General features: G+C 50.4%; 13 protein-coding genes. 6 read left to right on the top strand and 7 right to left on the bottom strand.

Annotation, left to right across the window (positions count from 1 at the left end; genetic code table 11):
* Positions 1–19 precede the first annotated feature (19 nt).
* From D8682_RS02535 to D8682_RS02515, 5 genes are all read right to left on the bottom strand, one after another.
* Positions 20–640 carry a hypothetical protein gene (locus D8682_RS02535; protein ID WP_121813441.1) on the bottom strand — a complete coding sequence of 207 codons (621 nt, stop codon included), beginning with the start codon at positions 638–640 and terminating at the stop codon, positions 20–22.
* A 56-nt stretch (positions 641–696) separates the two neighbouring features.
* Positions 697–2,007, bottom strand: coding sequence for a murein L,D-transpeptidase catalytic domain-containing protein (locus D8682_RS02530; protein WP_121813440.1), 1,311 nt, complete (start codon positions 2,005–2,007; stop codon positions 697–699).
* 72 nt (positions 2,008–2,079) lie between these two features.
* Positions 2,080–2,646: a hypothetical protein gene (locus D8682_RS02525; RefSeq protein WP_064546852.1), complete on the bottom strand. Its 567-nt coding sequence runs from the start codon at positions 2,644–2,646 to the stop codon at positions 2,080–2,082.
* Positions 2,647–2,932: 286 nt separating this feature from the next.
* A complete protein-coding gene (locus tag D8682_RS02520; RefSeq protein WP_121813439.1) occupies positions 2,933–3,730 on the bottom strand; it encodes an MBL fold metallo-hydrolase in 798 nt (265 codons plus the stop codon).
* A gap of 76 nt (positions 3,731–3,806) precedes the next feature.
* Positions 3,807–4,772: an NmrA/HSCARG family protein gene (locus D8682_RS02515; protein ID WP_121813438.1), complete on the bottom strand. Its 966-nt coding sequence runs from the start codon at positions 4,770–4,772 to the stop codon at positions 3,807–3,809.
* Positions 4,773–4,869: 97 nt separating this feature from the next.
* On the opposite strand from D8682_RS02515, the gene D8682_RS02510 reads away from it, so the two are divergent.
* The 3 genes from D8682_RS02510 to D8682_RS02500 all read left to right on the top strand — a co-directional run bounded on the left by D8682_RS02510 (position 4,870) and on the right by D8682_RS02500 (position 9,336).
* On the top strand, positions 4,870–5,772 hold the full coding sequence (locus D8682_RS02510; protein WP_121813437.1) for a LysR family transcriptional regulator: 903 nt from the start codon (positions 4,870–4,872) through the stop codon (positions 5,770–5,772).
* Positions 5,773–5,855: 83 nt separating this feature from the next.
* The gene (locus D8682_RS02505; protein ID WP_121813436.1) at positions 5,856–7,322 is read left to right on the top strand and encodes an aldehyde dehydrogenase; all 1,467 of its coding nucleotides are present in this window, start codon (positions 5,856–5,858) and stop codon (positions 7,320–7,322) included.
* 289 nt (positions 7,323–7,611) lie between these two features.
* Complete coding sequence (locus tag D8682_RS02500) at positions 7,612–9,336, top strand: ABC-F family ATP-binding cassette domain-containing protein (protein WP_121813435.1); 1,725 nt, start codon at positions 7,612–7,614, stop codon at positions 9,334–9,336.
* A 72-nt stretch (positions 9,337–9,408) separates the two neighbouring features.
* On the opposite strand, the gene D8682_RS02495 is transcribed toward D8682_RS02500, so the two are convergent.
* Complete coding sequence (locus D8682_RS02495; protein WP_121813434.1) at positions 9,409–11,103, bottom strand: methyl-accepting chemotaxis protein; 1,695 nt, start codon at positions 11,101–11,103, stop codon at positions 9,409–9,411.
* Between the two features lie 246 nt (positions 11,104–11,349).
* Between D8682_RS02495 and D8682_RS02490 the strand changes: the two genes are divergently transcribed.
* On the top strand, positions 11,350–13,647 hold the full coding sequence (locus tag D8682_RS02490) for an FdhF/YdeP family oxidoreductase (protein ID WP_121813433.1): 2,298 nt from the start codon (positions 11,350–11,352) through the stop codon (positions 13,645–13,647).
* A gap of 214 nt (positions 13,648–13,861) precedes the next feature.
* Positions 13,862–16,252 carry a glucose/quinate/shikimate family membrane-bound PQQ-dependent dehydrogenase gene (locus tag D8682_RS02485; protein ID WP_121813432.1) on the top strand — a complete coding sequence of 797 codons (2,391 nt, stop codon included), beginning with the start codon at positions 13,862–13,864 and terminating at the stop codon, positions 16,250–16,252.
* A gap of 152 nt (positions 16,253–16,404) precedes the next feature.
* On the opposite strand, the gene D8682_RS02480 is transcribed toward D8682_RS02485, so the two are convergent.
* Positions 16,405–18,018, bottom strand: coding sequence for an ABC transporter substrate-binding protein (locus D8682_RS02480; protein ID WP_121813431.1), 1,614 nt, complete (start codon positions 18,016–18,018; stop codon positions 16,405–16,407).
* A gap of 134 nt (positions 18,019–18,152) precedes the next feature.
* On the opposite strand from D8682_RS02480, the gene pepT reads away from it, so the two are divergent.
* Positions 18,153–19,382 carry a peptidase T gene (pepT, locus tag D8682_RS02475; RefSeq protein ID WP_121813430.1) on the top strand — a complete coding sequence of 410 codons (1,230 nt, stop codon included), beginning with the start codon at positions 18,153–18,155 and terminating at the stop codon, positions 19,380–19,382.
* The last annotated feature ends 110 nt before the right edge of the window (positions 19,383–19,492 follow it).

Below are 19,492 nucleotides of genomic sequence, written 5' to 3'. Positions count from 1 at the left end.
TTGGGTGCATATTATTGGGTCATAGATCTATCTTATTGACCTCTCCTGTACTGTCGTCACCAGACTTAAGTGGCAATATATTAATATTTGCACCAATATATTCATTTCTATATTCATAAACATGATTAACATGGTAAGGAGAATATTGATCCCGTAAAAATGATCCTTCTATTTTGAATAGTTCATCGTCTCCATTTTTTGCTAAGGCACCGGAAACATAAAGTGCTAATTCTTTTATGATGGCAATCGCTATCGCTGAACCAGGATTCGCCGCAATGGCAGCCTTGAGGCCCAATTCAGCTGCCTGGCTGGATATAATACCATTTATTATCCCACCCATTTTTCTGACATCACGATCTGATTCCATAAACAGAGCAGATAACGTAACAAATGCCCCCGGATTTTTTGGGCCATATAAAAGAAGGCCATCACCCATTATGGATACGGAGCCACCCTCCTTCACCTTTGGAAAGGGAATAGTTTGGTAATACAGAGTTGGGTTTTTCGCATTCTCAGCATCAATGGCAAGCGAAAGGACATAGGGTTCACTATAACCATCAAAAAATATGTCTGAGCTTTTCAATAACTTCATATAGCTGAGTGTAATTGCAATATTATCTTTCTTAGGGTCAAAGGCCATATTAGTCACCTGTGATTTAGATAGAGATTATGGTGTTTAACAACAAACCAGATAATTCATGAAATTAACAACAGCGAACCGCCTTTAATCTTGTCGATGAGATCCTGAACAAGTGCATACTCTACTGCCGGACAACCAAAAGAGCGCCCACACCGACCATGTTGTTTAACGTACTCATCTCCCGCATAAGGGACACCATGAAACACGATTCCGCGTTTCAAAGCATTGTTGTTAGTGTCTTCAAGTCCATCGAGCCTTAGCGCCCTGCCATGTTTAGCCATAGTGTAAGTTCCCAGGGTTTTATAAAGCCCTAATGAACTCTGGTGCGACTCTGGGATATTTGAAAATTCAGTGGCTAACCCATCATTATTCGGATCACTACCGGTACCATGAACCGCGTGAATACTTTGGACGGTATTCGCTACACGGTCAAAAATATGCATTCTTTTATTTTTTGAATGCTCATGGATCTTAAAAACAACCCAATATCGAGGGTTGGATAATGGTTTGTTTTGGGTCTGCCAGTCGATCATTTTGTCAATATCTGCCTGTGGAACACCAGCTTGCTTCGCAAGTTGCTGAAGCCCTTCGCCAATAATACCGTCCACCGATACAGGAACGACGGCTTCAAAATCATCCTTATCAATAAGTGATAACAGCCGATTGGCTCTGTTTTTCCAGCCTTTTAAAAAAACGGCCTGGGATAGTTTTTTTGCAACGATAGCGTCGAAATAGCTAATCGTTCTCTCGGCAAAGGGAGGGATCAATTCTTCATCTGTCGTGCTATTAATTTTATTTAGTGTAGCGGTATCCATTTTCCTGGTTTGGGGTAACCCTAATATCTCCTGGCAAAAACCAATGGCGGTACCGGTACCGCACACTATCCCGATATCGAACAACGCAGTTGCGATACTTTGATCTTGTACAGCATCAAGGTTTAATGCGTCCCAATAATATCTTTTATAAATCATCTTTATTGTTTCATAGCTTAAATTTTTTACTTCATCTTTAGAGACATCTTTTCTTCCAAGATATGTGGAGAGTGTGCCAATCGTAATTCCTTTATTCGTCGCCCCTCCTTTGTCATCTGGATGTTCTGAATATCCCCCTTCATTTTTCAAGGTGAATATCAGCGCATCTTCGATATCTGCGCCCTGCCCGTCAGTGAGAGTATTGATCACATCGGGTTTTTCTGCTGAATCGCCAGATATTGGTTTTTCGATGCTGGGTTGTTCGTGAACCAGTGCTTCGAGTTTTTTTATCGCAGCTATTGTATTAGGCCCAATGATTCCATCTATTTTATCCTCATATAACTCTAATGACTTAAGTGATAATTGAAGTGACTCTATCTTATTTTGAGCAAACATAGCGATCTCCTCTATAGAGCGTTCGACGTAAAAGACTATTCAATTAGCGAGCGAAGGAATAAACGTCAATCATTATTTGCCCGCAGTGAGGCCGCTAAATAATGAAGAAAATTTGTTCACTACGTAGGGAGCAAATAGTGTCATTCCGGCCAGAAGGAATTTGACTATTTGGGTGATCGAGTCGGGAACCGTACTCGTTGCCCCAAAGTCATACAACACAAACGAACCGAACCCGATGTACATAAAGAGAATGGCCAGCATCCCTATAAGCGCGATTAAGCGACTCGAACTTGCCTTCATGACAGGTACAAGCACAGGTGTGCCGTTCTTGTCATAGATTGGCTGTCTTGTGACCACTGGTACGCCATCCTGGTCCTTCGTCGTAACTTCGATGAAGGCTGGCAGCAACACATCCTCAGAAAGTGCGTCGGCTAAAGACCACTCCTTAGGAAGTGAGCCGCGAATAGCGAGTATCGCTATCAACGACCCAAAGATAACTACCCCTGGAATCAGGTAGAGAAATACCTCTGAGGGTGGATGTGGAACCCAAGTAGGTTGGGGTGCCTGGGCCTGTACTACTGTTGAGAAACAGCAAATAGCGGTTGAGAATACCAACGAGAATTTTTTGATAAGCAACATACATTCGTCTCCAATATTGTCCGCAAGCGCGGATATTATTTCGACAAGAGTTGCGCGACATAAATATGCTCTTTAAATTATTCCTGTCACGGCGAATACATTACCTTTATGCAGACAGCAAAATACCGTTTATTCATAAATCACTCATCCTGATTATGTTCATCAGAACAGCCAATACCATCATGCATAACTATCATTATTTAATTAGATATAGTCGTTATTAATTATCTTCCCCACAAATGCCGTTCGTAGGCCGGATTAGCACTCGTGACATCCGGCATTGACGTTACAAAGTAAAAATATCTCCCGTCGCCGGAGCAATAACCTCCGGCAACCACCATCGCCCCCATGCACCGGTACAATGGCACCCCAGGACTTTGTTTATTTGTTGTTGATGGAGAAAACGTCTGACCCGCAACAATTCCCACGGTGGTGCACTGCGCAAATGGAACCCGCCAATCAGCGCATAGACCTTCCTGATGCCCGTAATATCCTGGCAATGGCGCACGATATTGATAATCCCCCGGTGCCCGCAACCGGTGATAATCACCAATCCATGCTCGGATTTATATATCAGAACGCCCTCGTCAATAACGTAATCCGCAGCCGCAGGGTTACCACTAATCATCCCGTATGCTCGGGGTTCATCAACAGGGATCTCTCCCGACCATAAGAAACGATCGCTAATCTGTACAGGCGTGCGGCTGTACTCCATGCGGTGACGGGAGTAATCAATATCCAGCGATAACTTTTTAATTTTTCGGCTAAAACCCGCCAGCGTCACTACCGCGTAACGCTCATTGACTATCTGTGGATGGCAAATTATGCGGCTGTTGTCTGGTAGCCAGGGCACACCGCCACAATGATCATAATGACCATGGGAAAGTACCGTCGCGGTTAAGCTTGTCAGATCGACACCCAGAATTTCTGCGTTATGCACGAAGCTACTATCAGGGCCGGTATCGAATAAAACGCTGGTGGTTTCATCCGCCACCAACAAACTCAATCCTGCCTTAGCCCACAACAATTCATCTGCGCCGTCAGCACGCCGGTTTTCCAGTAATACCCTGATCGTTAATGCCATGTTTGCTCTTGCCTGAGAGGAAATCCATTTCCTCTTAGTTTGCGGGATTATTCTGAATGGCGCAGTGACTGGCGACTCAAAGCCCGAAAGAATGCCCTTGCCCCTGCCAACCCGTGGTTTGCAAAAATTGCTCCCAGGTTAATGCGTTTGGATTAACCTGGCGACTCCATTGCACATCACGCTCTTTACTGTAGTAACCATATTCAACGGCGTAGTCAGACATCCCGACCAGCTCATCAACTAACCCGCCCATATCAGCAAATGATGGGAAATATTGCAGCATTTCGTCACGCGTCATCGCCGGGCGATAAGCGGCTTTTATCCCGGTCACACGGCTAAAGGTTTCAACAATCTGTTTTGGTGAAAGAAATTCGCCAACAACCGGTAAAGCGCAGCCTGTGTATTTATTCTGATTATCAAAAATCTCCAGCACCGCTGGGCCAGTGGCAGTTAAAGGGTCCACAAACGGGGCGTGAAAATCTTCGGGTAAATAGATGGGGAAAACTAAAGTATCGCCCTCAAAGCGCGGCTGGTAATACTCAAGCAAATTGGTATAGAAAAACGCCATCATAATAAAAGAGCTGGAAATGGGCAGCGTGCGGATATAGTCCTCAATGCGCCCCTTGTCGGTAAAGTGTGGCACCCATTTCGCCCCGTCGGTAATACGGTCGACATTTTCCAGGCTGGTGAAGACAAGATGCTGTACGCCCGCTTCCACGGCAGCATCGGCAATTTCTTTGCCTAATTCCGTTTCATGTGTCGATGCGTTAACCGCTTCTGGTGTAATACCCGGTGTCATCATAAATACGCCGTGTGCGCCTTTAAAAGCCTGAATAAAATCCTGTTTATGACCTGGCTCCAGCGGCACATTGATAAACTCCACACCCAGTTTTGCCAACTCCTGTGCTTGCGGGGAATCCATGCGGCGGGTTAATGCTCGCACCTGGTAACGCTGACTTTCCAGTAGTGTGCGTACTACGCTGCGCCCTTGTTTGCTCAGTGCGCCAACTACAGTGATAACGGGTTTTTGATTCGATGACATGGTCTTTCTCCTGATGATGCATATGTGTGTGGCTTGAATTATCAGGAGATTTCAGGGATAAAAGAAATCGATTGTTTTTTGTTAAGGAATCCACCAAATGGATACCACACGTCTTGATTTAAACCTGCTGCTGACGCTCGAAGCCTTGCTTGCGGAACAGAATGTAACGAAAGCAGCAGCAAGGCTTCATCTCAGCCAGCCCGCCGTGAGCACCCAACTCAACCGCCTGCGGGATATGTTTGATGATCCACTACTGATCCCAGCAAGACGCGGAATGACGCCAACAGCCAAGGCGCTGGAATTAATTATTCCGGTACGCGAGTCTCTTGAAAAATTGCGGCAAACGCTGCAATCCCACAAAGATTTTTACCCGCAACGAGCAGAGCTGACCGTTAATATCGCCTGCACCGACTACACGCAGGCGGCGATTGTGATGCCGCTGGTGCTGGCTTTGCGGCAACAGGCCCCTGGCGTGCGCATCGCGGCCTGTCACTACAATCCTGCCCAGTTTGAACAACAGCTGGCCAGCGGTGAACTTGATATCGCTATTGCCTCGCATGATGCAGCGAAATCGCATTTAAGAAGCTGCCATTTGTTTGACGAAACGTATGTGCTAATTGGCCGACGCGATCACCCTGCTCTTCAAGAAAATCTCTCTATCGAAGAGTTTGTGCAACTGGAGCATGTGATTGTTTCGCCCAGCGGTGGCAGCTTTACCACGCCCATCGATGACGCACTGGCGACATTCGGCCACAAACGTAATGTCGTGATGTCGGCGGCCACATTTTTGTTCGTGCCTCAGATTGTTTCCGTCAGCGACCTTGTCGCGCTGGTTCCGCGACGCTTATTGCAGGTGAAATCAGAACTACTCTCAGTGATTGAACTTCCGTGGCTTGCGGAACAATTTGATGTCAATTTGGTGTGGCACGAACGCAGCCACGGGCATGCCGGGCATCGCTGGGTTCGTGAGTTAATTGCTGAATTGCTCTCCCACTCATAAGCCGGGTAAACCACTGGGAAAACCGCCTGAACCTGTCTACACTCGATGACACCTTAACATTTCAATAACAAAAGAGGTGTCCTATGCAACCAACATCCCCTGTATCTATTTCTATGTTCATCAATGGATTAGCGGTTGAAGCACAAAACCAGGCCACGTTTGAACGCCGTAACCCGCTTGATGAACACGTCGCCACTATCGCACCCGCCGCCACAACCCACGATGCACGTGCCGCCGTCGAAGCCGCAAGCCTGGCGTTTGTCAGTTGGTCACAAACTGGCCCGAATCAGCGCCGCGCTTTGCTTCTGAAAGCCGCTGATGCGCTGGAAGCAAAGCAAGCCGCGTTTGTCGCCGCCATGGCGGCAGAAACCGGTGCCACGGCGCAATGGGCAGAATTTAACGTACATTTAGGTGCCGGGATTTTGCGTGAAGCCGCCGCCCTCACGTCACAAATTAACGGCGAAGTCATCCCCTCTGATGTGCCAGGCAATTTAGCTATGGCCATCCGCCAACCCGCAGGCGTCGTGCTGGGGATCGCGCCGTGGAATGCGCCTGTCATCCTTGGTGTCCGTGCGATTGCGACTCCGCTGGCATGTGGCAACTGCGTGGTGCTAAAAGGCTCTGAAATTTCCCCGGCTACCCACGGTTTAATCATCGAAGCGCTCAGTGAAGCGGGTTTCCCTGCCGGTGTGGTTAACTTTGTGACTAACGCGCCGCAGGATGCCGCCAGCATTGTCGAGGCAATGATTGCCCATCCGGCGGTGCGCAGAGTGAATTTCACCGGTTCGACGCATGTCGGGCGGATCATTGCACAAACCTGCGCGCGCTATCTCAAACCGGTGGTGTTAGAACTGGGCGGCAAAGCACCGTTACTGGTGTTACACGACGCCGATATCGAGCTTGCGGTGAACTGTGCAGCATTCGGCGCGTTTGCCAACTCCGGGCAAATTTGTATGTCGACCGAGCGGATCATTGTCGATGAGCGCGTTGCCGATGAATTTGTCGCGAAATTTGCGGCCAAAGCCGCCAGTTTACCGTGTAGCGACCCTCGCCTTGGCCCGACGGTTTTGGGTTCAGTTGTTGATGTGCAGACCGTTTTGCGCTGCAATGATTTAATTGATGACGCGCTGGCTAAAGGGGCCAAAATTGTGGTCGGCGGGAAAGCCAGTTCAACATTGATGCCCGCCACAGTGCTGGATTTTGTCACCCCGGAGATGCGTATTTACCACGAAGAATCCTTCGGGCCAGTTAAAGGGGTGATCCGCGCTGAAAGCGAAGAGGAAGCGGTGGCTATCGCCAATGATAATGAGCTTGGGCTTTCAGCCGCCGTGTTCAGCCGTGATACCGCGCGGGCATGGAATATTGCCTGCCGCATTCAGAGTGGCATTTGCCATATCAATAGCCCAACGGTACACGATGAAGCGCAGATGCCCTTTGGTGGCGTCAAAGATTCAGGCTACGGGCGCTTTGGTGGGCTTGCGGGCGTCAGAGAGTTTACTGAGTTACGCTGGATAACGATGCAAATGCAGCCGCGCTCACTACCGTTTTGAGTCACAAATAGTGTATGCCAGCGCCTGGCCCGCTGGCATTTATTGATTATTTCTGCCAGGATTTCACCACTCATCAACTAACTGAATATAAGGAGGATCCCATGCTGTTTTGTGAAATGTTGTTTATTTCGCAGACTTTTGGCGATCGTCATAGCTCAAGCGTTATCGATATCGCACTGCGATAATCCGGCTTGAGCGAAGCAACCCAACACTAAATCTTCCCTCGGGCTTACCGGGTTATCGTCATTCTGACGAGGCGTTTTATCGCCTGACTCTTGAGTAAGCAACAATGAGCACATTATTAACCGCACAATCTCTTAGCCTTGATACCGCTTTCGGCCCGCTGCTGGCTGACATCACTTTTACGCTGAAAAAAGGCGACCGCCTGGGCTTAATCGGCCATAACGGCTGCGGTAAAAGTACCCTTCTGAAATTACTCGATGGCACGATTTTGCCCAATTCTGGCTGCGTGACGCGTGCGCATCACTGCCTGCTGGCGCGAGTCGAACAACATTTACCGGCGGAATTGCACCCTCTTACGTTGCTTGATGCAGTAATGGCGCGTTTAAGTAATGCACAACGCCATACCGATGGCTGGCGGGTACAAGCGCTTCTCGCCAGCATGGGCTTTGATGAAACGGCGTGGCAACTCACCGCCGGAACACTGAGTGGTGGGCAACATACGCGTTTATTGCTGGCGCGGGCGTTGATCACCGAACCCGACCTGCTGCTGCTCGATGAACCGAGTAACCACCTTGATTTGCCGACCTTGCTGTGGCTGGAGCAGTTCTTGCGCAGCTGGAACGGCAGCTTTGTGCTGGTTTCCCACGATCAACATCTGTTGGATAGCGTCACCAACGGCACGTGGATCTTGCGTGACCACACGCTCAGTTTCTTCCAGTTGCCCTGTTCGGCGGCGCGCCAGGCGCTGGATGAGCGCGATAAAACCGATGCCCACCGTCACCAGGCTGAGCAAAAGGAGATCGACCGCATTGCCGCCAGTGCCAAACGCCTCGCTATTTGGGGAAAGGTTTACGATAACGAAGACCTCGCCCGCAAAGCTAAGCAAATGGAAAAGCGCGTCGACAAGTTAAAAGACAGCCAGACCGAACTGAGTGCCGCGAATTTGTGGCAACTGATACTCAAAGGTGAAGCGTTACCCGCTGACCGTTTGCTGGAGATGGAAAACCTGTCCGTCAGCCCGGCAGCCGATTGCCCGCCACTGTTCACCCTGCAAATGCAGCGCCTGAAAAGTGGTGATCGGGTGGCAATAATTGGCCGTAATGGTTGTGGCAAATCGTCGCTATTGCGCCTGCTGTGGCAGCAATATCAGCAACCGCTGAATGACGAGGCGATTCGTCTGCACCCGCGCGTTGAAATGGGCTATTACGACCAGACGCTGCACCAGTTGCGTGATGACGACACGTTGCTTGAAGCACTCGAACCGTTTGCGCCGTTAACCGAGCGCGATCGCAAAATGGCGTTGATCAGTGCCGGTTTTGCGTGGTTGCGCCACGGGCAAACGGTCAGCACGTTAAGCGGTGGCGAGCGTTCCAGGCTGTTATTTGTCGGGCTGACTCTGGCACGTTATTCGCTGCTGTTGCTTGATGAACCGACCAACCACCTGGATATGGAAGGCAAAGAGGCGCTGGCAGAAACACTGCAAAGTTACGAAGGCGGCGTGTTACTGGTGACGCATGACCGCACGTTAATCGCTAAGAGCTGTAACCGCTTCTGGCTGATTGATAATGGCGAGCTGAGCGAGTGGCACTCTTTGGAGGGGTTGTATGCGCAACTGACCAGTGAAAGCCTTGACGTGACGTTGTCACCATCCAAATCTGTTCAGCCAGTGATTAGCCATACAGAGGCCGACGGCTGGCTGGAGCGTTTAGTGGAACTGGAGGAGAAGCTTGCACAGGATTTAGCGCGCAAGCCCGGCCACCAGAAACCCGCGTTGCAACAGCAATGGCGCCACGAGATAGCCGCACTTAGCGTGCGGCTGGATATGGAGTAAGTGCAGGATGACGCGAAGCTTATCCGACCTACAAGCGGCATGGGTAGTTAGCGTCATCCACGGGTTCACAAACTAAAAGGTCGCCCAATTATCGTCATCAGTCACCACGCTGGTGCGCGATATTGGCGCGGCTTTTTTTGGTTTTTCTGCCTTCGCTGTCACCCCATTTGGCTGATGGCTTAAACGGAAAATCCCCACCGCCGCGGTTAACCGCGCCGCTTGTTCTTCCAGCGACACCGCCGCTGCCGATGCTTCTTCAACCAACGAAGCATTTTGTTGCGTGACGTTATCCATTTCGTTGATCGCCAGACCCACTTGCTGGATGCCACGGCTTTGTTCGTCAGACGCCGCGGCGATCTCCTGCATGATATCGGTGACACGACGCACTGCGCTGACAATTCCGGTCATGGTTTCTCCGGCATGTGCGACCTGATTTGAACCGCTATCAATCAACGACACTGATTCACTGATCAACCCTTCAATTTCTTTGGCTGCTTGTGCACTGCGTTGGGCCAGCGTGCGTACTTCGGTTGCGACCACCGCAAAACCGCGCCCTTGTTCACCGGCACGCGCCGCCTCTACCGCCGCATTGAGCGCCAGAATATTGGTCTGGAATGCAATGCTGTTAATCACCGCCGTTATCTCGGAAATTTTCTTCGAACTGGTAGAGATGTTGTTCATGGTGCTGACCACACCCGAGACAATGCGCCCGCCATCGCTGGCTTTGTGCGACGCTTCTTCAGCCAGTTTGGTGGCGTGATGGGCGTTATCCGCGTTCTGTTTCACGGTCGCCGTTAACTGCTCCATGCTAGCCGCTGTCTCTTCCAGCGCCGCCACTTGCTGTTCAGTACGGGCCGATAAATCAGTGTTTCCGGCAGAAATCTCACTGGTACCTTGATAAATCGCCTCCGCTCCAGAACGCACCTCACCGACAGTTTTCACCAGTGAGGCCTGCATTTCCTGTAAGTTCTGATTGAGCTTGCCGATTTCACTGCGACCATAGGCGGCCGACGCCAGGGTTAAATCCCCCTGAGCGATATGTTCGATGCGCGTTGCCGCCTGTTGCAGCGGTTGGACAACCACACGACGCAGCACCACGAAAGTGAAAACGGTCATGAAGATAGCCAGCGCAAATGCTCCTGCCATCAGCATCACACTAAAATGAGAACGGGCCTGAGCTTGTTCTTTAAGCGCCATCGCGCGTTCGGTACGGATTTGCGCCGCTTGCATCAGGACCTTGTTGTAGTCGGCATCAAGCTGACGGGCTTGGTCATTTTCATGGTTGATAATGGCTTCAAACATGCCGTTTTTGGCGTATTTCATCATCGGTGCCATGCCTTTGCTCAGGTACTCGTTGAAGCGGTCGCGCAGTTGGCTATCCAGCGCAGCACCTTCCTCAACTTTGTCAGCACGCGCCATATAAATATCAAAACTCGCCTGCGCCTGTTTAATCAACCTGTCGGCCTCAGCAATATTAGACTTCATATCGTCCATGTCAGCCACGCGCCCTGCCGCTCCCGCGTGAATGAAATTTAAACGTGCACTGCGTAAATCAGTGGAGCTATCAGACAGACCGATGCGCACCTGAATTTCGTTAGTCACGTCTTGCAGTGCTTTGTCACTCTGCACTAAAAAGTAACTCGCCAACCCAACGCACAACGCGAACAGAACTAAGATGCCAACCAATATGGAAGTAAATAACGGCACCAGACGAATGTGATGCCAGAAACGAACGGCCCCTTGCGGGGAGATTTTTGTTTTTGCCATTTCCTGGGTGTCTCTTCTGGTTAATGGTTGTTGTTCCAGGAAGTTCATCGGCCAGCAGAGACAAAAGGTTGAATATCGCGTTGTTGTTTTGTGCTGTGGTTAACACTTTAATGACGAAAAGCTAACCAAATCACAGTATTTTCCCGCAATAAGTGTGCCTTACATAAAAGTTAAACAGGAGTAAACTCAATGTAACAGTAAATGGCGTCACCGCGTGCGGTCGCCCTCAGGACACGAATAAGCATTATGAAATTTAAATCTGCAATAAAACCCTATCATGCGGCAGCCGGTGGTTGGGGCTCGCTTGAAGCCACCACTCGCTTTGTTATCGACAGCAAACATGCCTTAAAAAATCTGCGTAATTTAATGCGCATGAACAAAGCCAAAGGCTTTGATTGCCCGGGATGCGCATGGGGTGATGACAATAAAAGTACCTTTAGCTTCTGCGAAAACGGCGCAAAAGCCGTGACATGGGAAGCGACTCGTCGTTTTATCGACCATGAGTTTTTCGCCCAACATAGCGTCAGCAAACTGTATCAACAAAGCGATTATTTCCTTGAATATCAAGGTCGACTGACTGAACCGCTACGCTACAACCCGCAGACCGACCATTACGAAGCCATCAGTTGGGACGACGCGCTGGCGTTGATCGCTCAGCATATCAAGGCGCTGGATAATCCTGACCAGATGGAGCTGTATACCTCGGGGCGCGCCAGCAATGAAGCCTCTTATCTGTATCAACTTTTTGGCCGCATGGTCGGAACCAACAATTTTCCGGATTGCTCCAATATGTGCCACGAGGCCAGCGGCAGCGGCCTGAAGCGCAGTATCGGCGTCGGCAAAGGCACCATTCATCTTAATGATTTTGATAAAGCCAATGCGATTTTCGTGTTTGGCCAAAACCCTGGCACCAACCACCCACGCATGCTGCACAGTTTGCGCCACGCTGCAGAGAACGGCGCGCAAATCGTCACCTTTAATACCCTGCGCGAACGCGGACTTGAGCGTTTTGCCGATCCGCAAAAACCGTTAGAAGTGGTAACGCCGCTGGCAGGTAATATCAGCACGTATTATTACCAGCCAAATTTGGGCGGTGATATGGCGGCGATTCGCGGTATGGCGAAAGCGTTGCTGGAAGTGCATCGTGGGCAACTGGCACAAGGCGAAGCGGGGATTTTTGATCAGGCATTTATTGCTGAACACACTCACGGTGTGGATGGCTGGTTTGCCGAAATCGACAACACCAGCTGGGCGCACATTACCCAACAGTCCGGTTTGAGCGAACAACAAATTCGCGATGCCGCTGCCGTCTGGCAGCAGGCTGAGCGTGTGATTTGCACCTGGGCGATGGGTATTACGCAGCACAAACATTCACTGAATACCGTTCGTGAAATCGTTAACCTGCAATTGTTGGGTGGTCACTTAGGTAAACCTGGTGCCGGACTTTGCCCGGTGCGCGGCCACAGTAATGTGCAAGGTAACCGCACGATGGGCATCGATGAAAAACCCTCGGCGGCGTTACTCGACAGCCTGGCGGCGCATTTTGATTTTGAACCGCCACGCGCTCGCGGCCACAATACCGTAGAAGCGCTTGCCGCTATGCTGCGCGATGAAGTTAAAGTGCTGATTGCGCTGGGCGGGAATCTCGCGGCTGCGGCACCAGACAGCCCGCGCACTGAAGAAGCGTTACAGCGCTGCGGCCTGACGGTGCATATCAGCACCAAACTCAACCGCAGCCATTTGGTGCCAGGTAAAGCGGCATTAATCCTGCCAACGCTTGGGCGCACCGAAGAAGATATGCAGGCCAGCGGACGGCAGTTTATCACCGTCGAAGACTCGTTCAGCATGGTGCATGCCTCCGAAGGGATCGGTAAACCGATTGCCAACACTCAGCGTTCAGAAACGGCGATTGTCGCCGGAATTGCCGCAGCCGTTCTGGGATGTGAAAAACTCGACTGGCTGGCCATGTCAGACGATTACAATCTGATTCGCGACCACATCGCCGCCACCCTTCCCGGTTTTAAAGACTTCAACCAGCAGTGCGAAAACCCTGGTGGTTTCTATCTTGGCAATGCGGCGGCACAGTTGCGTTTCAATACGCCATCGCGCAAAGCGGAATTTAGTGCCGCCGCGCTGCCAGAGTCCCTGTTCGGCGAATTAACCGCACCGTTTGTGCTACAGACTTTGCGCTCGCATGACCAGTACAACACCACCATTTATGGGCTGGACGACCGCTACCGTGGCGTTTACGGCCAACGCGAAGTTTTATTTATTAATCCTGAAGATCTTGCCGAACTGGAATTGCATGACGGCGATTTAGTGGATATTGAGACTATCTGGAACGATGGAATAACGCGCAAAGTCAGCGGCTTCAAAATCGTGCCGTACAATATTCCGCGTGGCAATCTGGCGGCGTATTACCCGGAAACGAACCCATTGGTTCCACTGACCAGCGTCGGTGACGGCACTGGGACGCCAACTTCAAAATCTGTACCGGTAAAAATCAGCCGTACCGTTTCCGTTGAAAGCCAGCGTATCGCCTAACTCTCCCTTCCTCTCAGCACTTGTCGGGTAGCGCCCTGTTACCCGATACCTCAACGCACTTCATTACCTATTCGCAATAAATGCGCGATTTCTCATTAACAACTTTGCAATATCATAACGTGAGATTATGATATCCGCACAATTAACCATTTGGTTCGTTATGTGGTTTTTATCATAAAGAAGTGAATGGAACACACTTCGACAGGAGAACATTATGGCAAGTTACACTCCCCCGCGCGGCCTGGCATTAGGGCTGCTGTGGGTTCTCGGCGGGCTGATGGCTTTGATTGGCCTCGCTATTGGTATCGGCGGCGCTTATCTCGTCGCACTCGGCGGGACTTTTTATTTCCTGCTGATGGGCATCGTGATGCTTATCTCCGCTGTTTTGATTTTGAAAAAGAAAACTGCTGGCCTGCTGCTTTATGGTCTGGCATTCATCTGCTCTATCTTTTGGGCAATTAGCGATGCGGGAATGGATTTTTGGCCGTTATTCTCGCGCCTGTTTACCTTCGCGGTGCTGGCATTCCTCGCCGCCATCGCGTGGCCGATTTTACGTGCTGCACACAGTCGTGCTCCGGTAAAAAAAGCGCCTGCTTATGGCATCGCCGCCCTACTAGCCGTGTGTATGCTGGTGAGTGCTGGCTGGATGTTTGTGCCACAGGTACAAGTTGCCGCCAATGAAGACGTGCCGGTCAAACCGGTTACTGCGGCGGATGCGCAAAAAGACTGGAAGCATTGGGGTAATACCACTCACGGCGACCGTTTTGCTGCCCTTGATCAAATTAACAAAGGCAACGTCAACGACCTGAAAGTGGCGTGGATTGCCCACACTGGCGACATCCCACAAAGTAACGGTTCCGGCGCGGAAGATCAGAACACGCCATTGCAGGTTGGCGACACGCTGTTTGTCTGCACGCCGTACAGCAAAGTGCTGGCGCTGGATGTCGATTCCGGTAAAGAAAAATGGCGCTTTGATAGCAAAGCAACCGCGCCAAACTGGCAACGCTGCCGTGGATTAGGCTATTTCGAGGAAACCACTCAACAAGCCTTAACCCCTGTTGCAGAACCTGCGCAACCTGCGGCCTGCCCTCGTCGCCTGTTCTTGCCAACCACCGATGCACGCCTGATTGCGATTAATGCCGACAACGGCAAACTGTGCGAAGACTTTGGTGACCACGGCACCGTTGACCTGAAAACCGGCATGGGTGAAGTCAAAGCGGGCTATTACCAGCAAACCTCTACACCGTTGGTAGCAGGGAATGTGGTGATCGTCGGTGGCCGAGTGGCAGATAACTTCTCCACTGGCGAACCTCCTGGTGTGGTGCGCGCTTATGACGTGCACAGCGGTAAACTGGCATGGGCATGGGACCCGGGGAATCCGGCGATTACCGGTGTCCCGCCTGAAGGCCAGACCTATACACGCGGTACGCCAAACGTCTGGTCTGCCATGTCTTTTGATGAAAAACTCGGCCTGGTTTACCTGCCAACCGGTAACGCAACACCGGATTTCTTCGGCGGCACACGTACTGCGCAAGACGACAAATACAGCTCCTCTATTGTGGCGGTCGACGTCGCAACGGGCCAGGTGCGCTGGCATTATCAAACCACTCACCACGATTTGTGGGATTTCGACCTGCCATCGCAACCGCTGTTGTATGACTTGCCAAACGGCAAAGGTAGTACCACGCCGGTGATTGTGCAGACCTCCAAACAGGGCATGATTTTCATGCTTAACCGCGCCACAGGTGAACCGGTGGCGAAAGTGGAAGAACGTCCCGTTCCACAAGGTAATGTTGAAGGTGAACGCTACTCAAAAACCCAGCCGTACTCTGTCGGGATGCCAATGATTGGCAACCAAACCCTGAACGAGTCGGACATGTGGGGTGCTACGCCAATCGACCTGTTGATTTGCCGTATCGAATTTAAAGAGATGCGCCACGAAGGTGTTTACACCCCGCCGGGTCTGGATCGTTCGCTGCAATTCCCAGGTTCACTGGGTGGCATGAACTGGGGAAGCGTTTCTGTTGACCCGAACAACAGCCTGATGTTCGTCAACGATATGCGTTTGGGACTGGCAAACTATATGGTGCCGCGTGCCAATGTGGCGAAAAACGCCAGCGGTATCGAGATGGGTATTGTACCAATGGACGGCACGCCGTTCGGCGCAATGCGCGAGCGTTTCCTCTCGCCGCTGGGTATTCCATGCCAGAAACCGCCATTTGGGACGATGTCAGCCATCGATCTGAAATCCGGGAAAGTGGTCTGGCAGGTTCCGGTGGGTACCGTGCAGGACACCGGCCCGCTGGGCATTCGTATGCACCTGCCGATCCCAATCGGGATGCCAACGCTGGGCGCATCGCTTTCAACCCAGTCTGGCCTGCTGTTCTTTGCGGGTACGCAAGATTTCTATCTGCGTGCGTTTGATACCGCAAACGGCAAGGAAATCTGGAAATCTCGCCTACCAGTAGGCAGCCAGTCTGGCCCGATGACCTATGTGTCACCGAAGACCGGCAAGCAATATATTGTGATTAACGCAGGCGGAGCACGTCAGTCTCCAGACCGTGGTGATTACATTATTGCTTACGCGTTGCCAGACGCGAAATAAGCCAAAAAAACGGGTGCATTTGGCACCCGTTTTGCTTTTCATCATTTGTTGCCTGCATTGACGTAAATGGTGGATGACGCTAACGCTTATCCCCCCTACAACAACTGTTCGCTTTTCGTAGGTCAGGTAAGCTTGCGTCATCCGACAACCAATTACTTCACATCCACCTGGTAGAAAATGTGTTTACCAAACGGATCAACTTCATAGCCCGTCACTTCTTTGCGAACCGGCTCGAAAATCGTCGAGTGCGCAATCATCACCGCAGGCATTTGGTCATGCATCATCTGCTGCGCTTCTTTATACAACTCGACGCGTTTTTCGTGGTCGCCTGAAGCCCGAGCTTCAAGAATCAGCTTATCAAACGGCTGATAACACCATTTCGCCGAGTTAGAACCGCCATCGGCTGCACGACAGGTAAACAGCGGGCCGAAGAAGTTATCCGGGTCGCCGGTTGCCGTGGTCCAGCCCATCAGCGCCGCCTGATGCTCACCGTCTTTCACGCGTTTTAAATACTCGCCCCACTCGTAAGTCACCACTTTCGCCGTCACGCCAATTTTCGCCCAGTCGGCCTGAATCATCTCGGCCATGCGTTTAGCATTCGGGTTATACGGACGCTGCACCGGCATCGCCCACAGATCGATGGTCATACCGTTGGTGAAACCTGCTTCTTTCAGTAAAGCTTTGGCTTTTTCCGGGTCATATTCGTAATCTTTGAGCGTGTCGTCAGCACTCCACACGCCCGGTGGTAGCAGGTTTTTTGCCGCTGTTCCGGTGCCACGGAATACCGCGTCAATAATCGCCGGTTTATTGATGGCCATGGCTAATGCCTGGCGAACTTTCACATTATCCGTTGGCGCTTTTTGAGTGTTAAAGGACAGGAAACCGGTATTCAGTCCCGCTTTTTGCATCAGGTTAATATCGGCGTTTTCTTTCAGGCGTGGCAAATCCGCTGGATTAGGGAATGGCATCACCTGGCATTCGTTCTTCTCAAGTTTTGCCACACGCACCGAGGCATCCGGAGTTATCGAGAACACCAGTTTGTCGATATTGGCTTTACCCTGCCAGTATTCAGGAAATGCGGTAAACAGAATGCGCGAATCCTTTTGATATTGTGCAAGACGGAATGCTCCTGTGCCGATTGGGTCCATATCCACGCGTTCTGGCGTGCCCGCTTTTAACATGTTGTCGGCGTATTCAGCGGAAAGAATAGAGGCAAAATACCAGCCGAGATCGGCAATAAATGGCGCTTCAGGATGAGTCAGGGTAAAGCGCACGGTATTATCATCGACTTTATCAATAGCGGTGATTAATTTTCCGAATTCTAAACTTTCGAAATTAGAATAGTTTCCATTGGAAACATTATGGTAAGGATGTTTTGGGTCCTTCTGACGCATAAACGAAAAAATGACATCGTCAGCGTTAAAATCACGGCTTGGTTTAAAGTATTTGTTGCTCTGGAATTTCACCCCTTTGCGCAAATGGAAGGTATAGACCCTGCCGTCTTCGCTGACATCCCAGCTTTCAGCAAGGCTTGGCTGCAATTCAGTGGTACCTACTTTAAAATCCACCAGACGGTTATAAACCGGTACCGCGCTGGCATCAACGCTGGTCCCGGAAGTATATAACTGCGGGTTAAAGTTTTCCGGTGAGCCTTCGGAACAATACACTAATGTTTTGGCCGCAACAGTGGAACTGACTGTCAACGCGGCTATTATCAATGCAAGTTTTGTGGTTGTTGTTGAGAGTGTTGTGATGGAAGTTTTCATGCCTGCCCTTATAATTTTATATTTTCCTGACCCAGAAAGAATTAACGCTTGTGCAAAGCAGCTTAATAAATAACATTAAAAGTAGATTGCAAACAATTGAATATATCCAGCAGATTCCAAAAGAAGGATTAACAATGTCATCGCCGCTCGCAAACCAATTAACGCAACGCTTCTTCCGCTACCTCGCGATCACCAGCCAAAGCCAGGCCGGTGCAACCACTTTGCCAAGCTCACCCGGCCAGCATGAAATGGCGCAGTTACTCGCCCGCGAACTGCGTGAGTTCGGTCTTGATGATGTAGTGATTGACGAACATGCCACCGTCACGGCAGTCAAAAAAGGCAACGTTGAAGGAGCGCCACGCGTGGGGTTTATCACCCACATTGATACCGTCGATGTCGGTCTGTCACCGGATATTCACCCGCAGGTGTTGCGTTTTAACGGTGAAGATTTGTGCCTTAACCCACAACAAGATGTCTGGCTGCGCACATCTGAACACCCGGAAATCCTCGCCTATCCAGGTGAAGAAATTATTTTTAGCGATGGCACCAGCGTGCTGGGCGCCGACAATAAAGCTGCCGTTACGGTGGTGATGACGCTGCTGGAAAACCTGACACCTGACATGTCGCATGGCGATATTGTTGTCGCCTTTGTACCCGATGAAGAAATTGGTTTATGCGGCGCAAAAGCGCTGGATCTTGCGCGCTTTGATGTCGATTTTGCCTGGACTATCGACTGCTGTGAATTAGGCGAAGTGGTGTATGAAAACTTTAACGCCGCCCATGCTGAGATTCGTTTTACTGGCGTAACCGCCCACCCGATGTCAGCCAAAGGCGTATTAGTGAACCCATTATTAATGGCGCACGATTTTATTAGCCATTTCGACCGTAATCAAACGCCAGAGAATACCGAAGGACGCGAAGGTTATATCTGGTTTAACGGCTTGAACACCACCCAAAATGACGCGATATTGAAGGCGAATATTCGTGATTTTGATGGCCAATCGTTTGAAGCACGTAAACAACAGATTCGTGATGTCGCCGCGATAATTGCTGCACAGCACCCAACAGCTAAAGTCGACGTTTCCATCAGTGATACTTACAGTAATATCAGCAACGCCATTAAAGAAGATCGCCGGGCCATTGATCTTATTTTTGATGCTATGAAAGAGTTGAATATCAAGCCGAAAGTTATTCCGATGCGCGGCGGCACTGACGGCGCGGCACTTTCCGCCAAAGGGTTATTAACACCTAATTTCTTTACTGGTGCACATAACTTCCACTCTAAGTTTGAGTTTTTACCACTACGGGCATTTGAAGCTTCGTATAACGTGGCATTAAAACTTTGCCTGCTGGCCGCAAAATAGATCTATTCCGGGTTCTGGTGTTAGCGTGAACCCGTCTTCCCTTCTGACGCTGCATGTGACCCGATTCAATTTTTTACTGGAGCCTTTAGGATATATTTTCAATGTCTGTC

This window comes from Buttiauxella sp. 3AFRM03 (assembly GCF_003675305.1).
Taxonomy (GTDB): domain Bacteria; phylum Pseudomonadota; class Gammaproteobacteria; order Enterobacterales; family Enterobacteriaceae; genus Buttiauxella; species Buttiauxella ferragutiae.
This window is presented reverse-complemented; position numbering and strand designations above follow the sequence as displayed.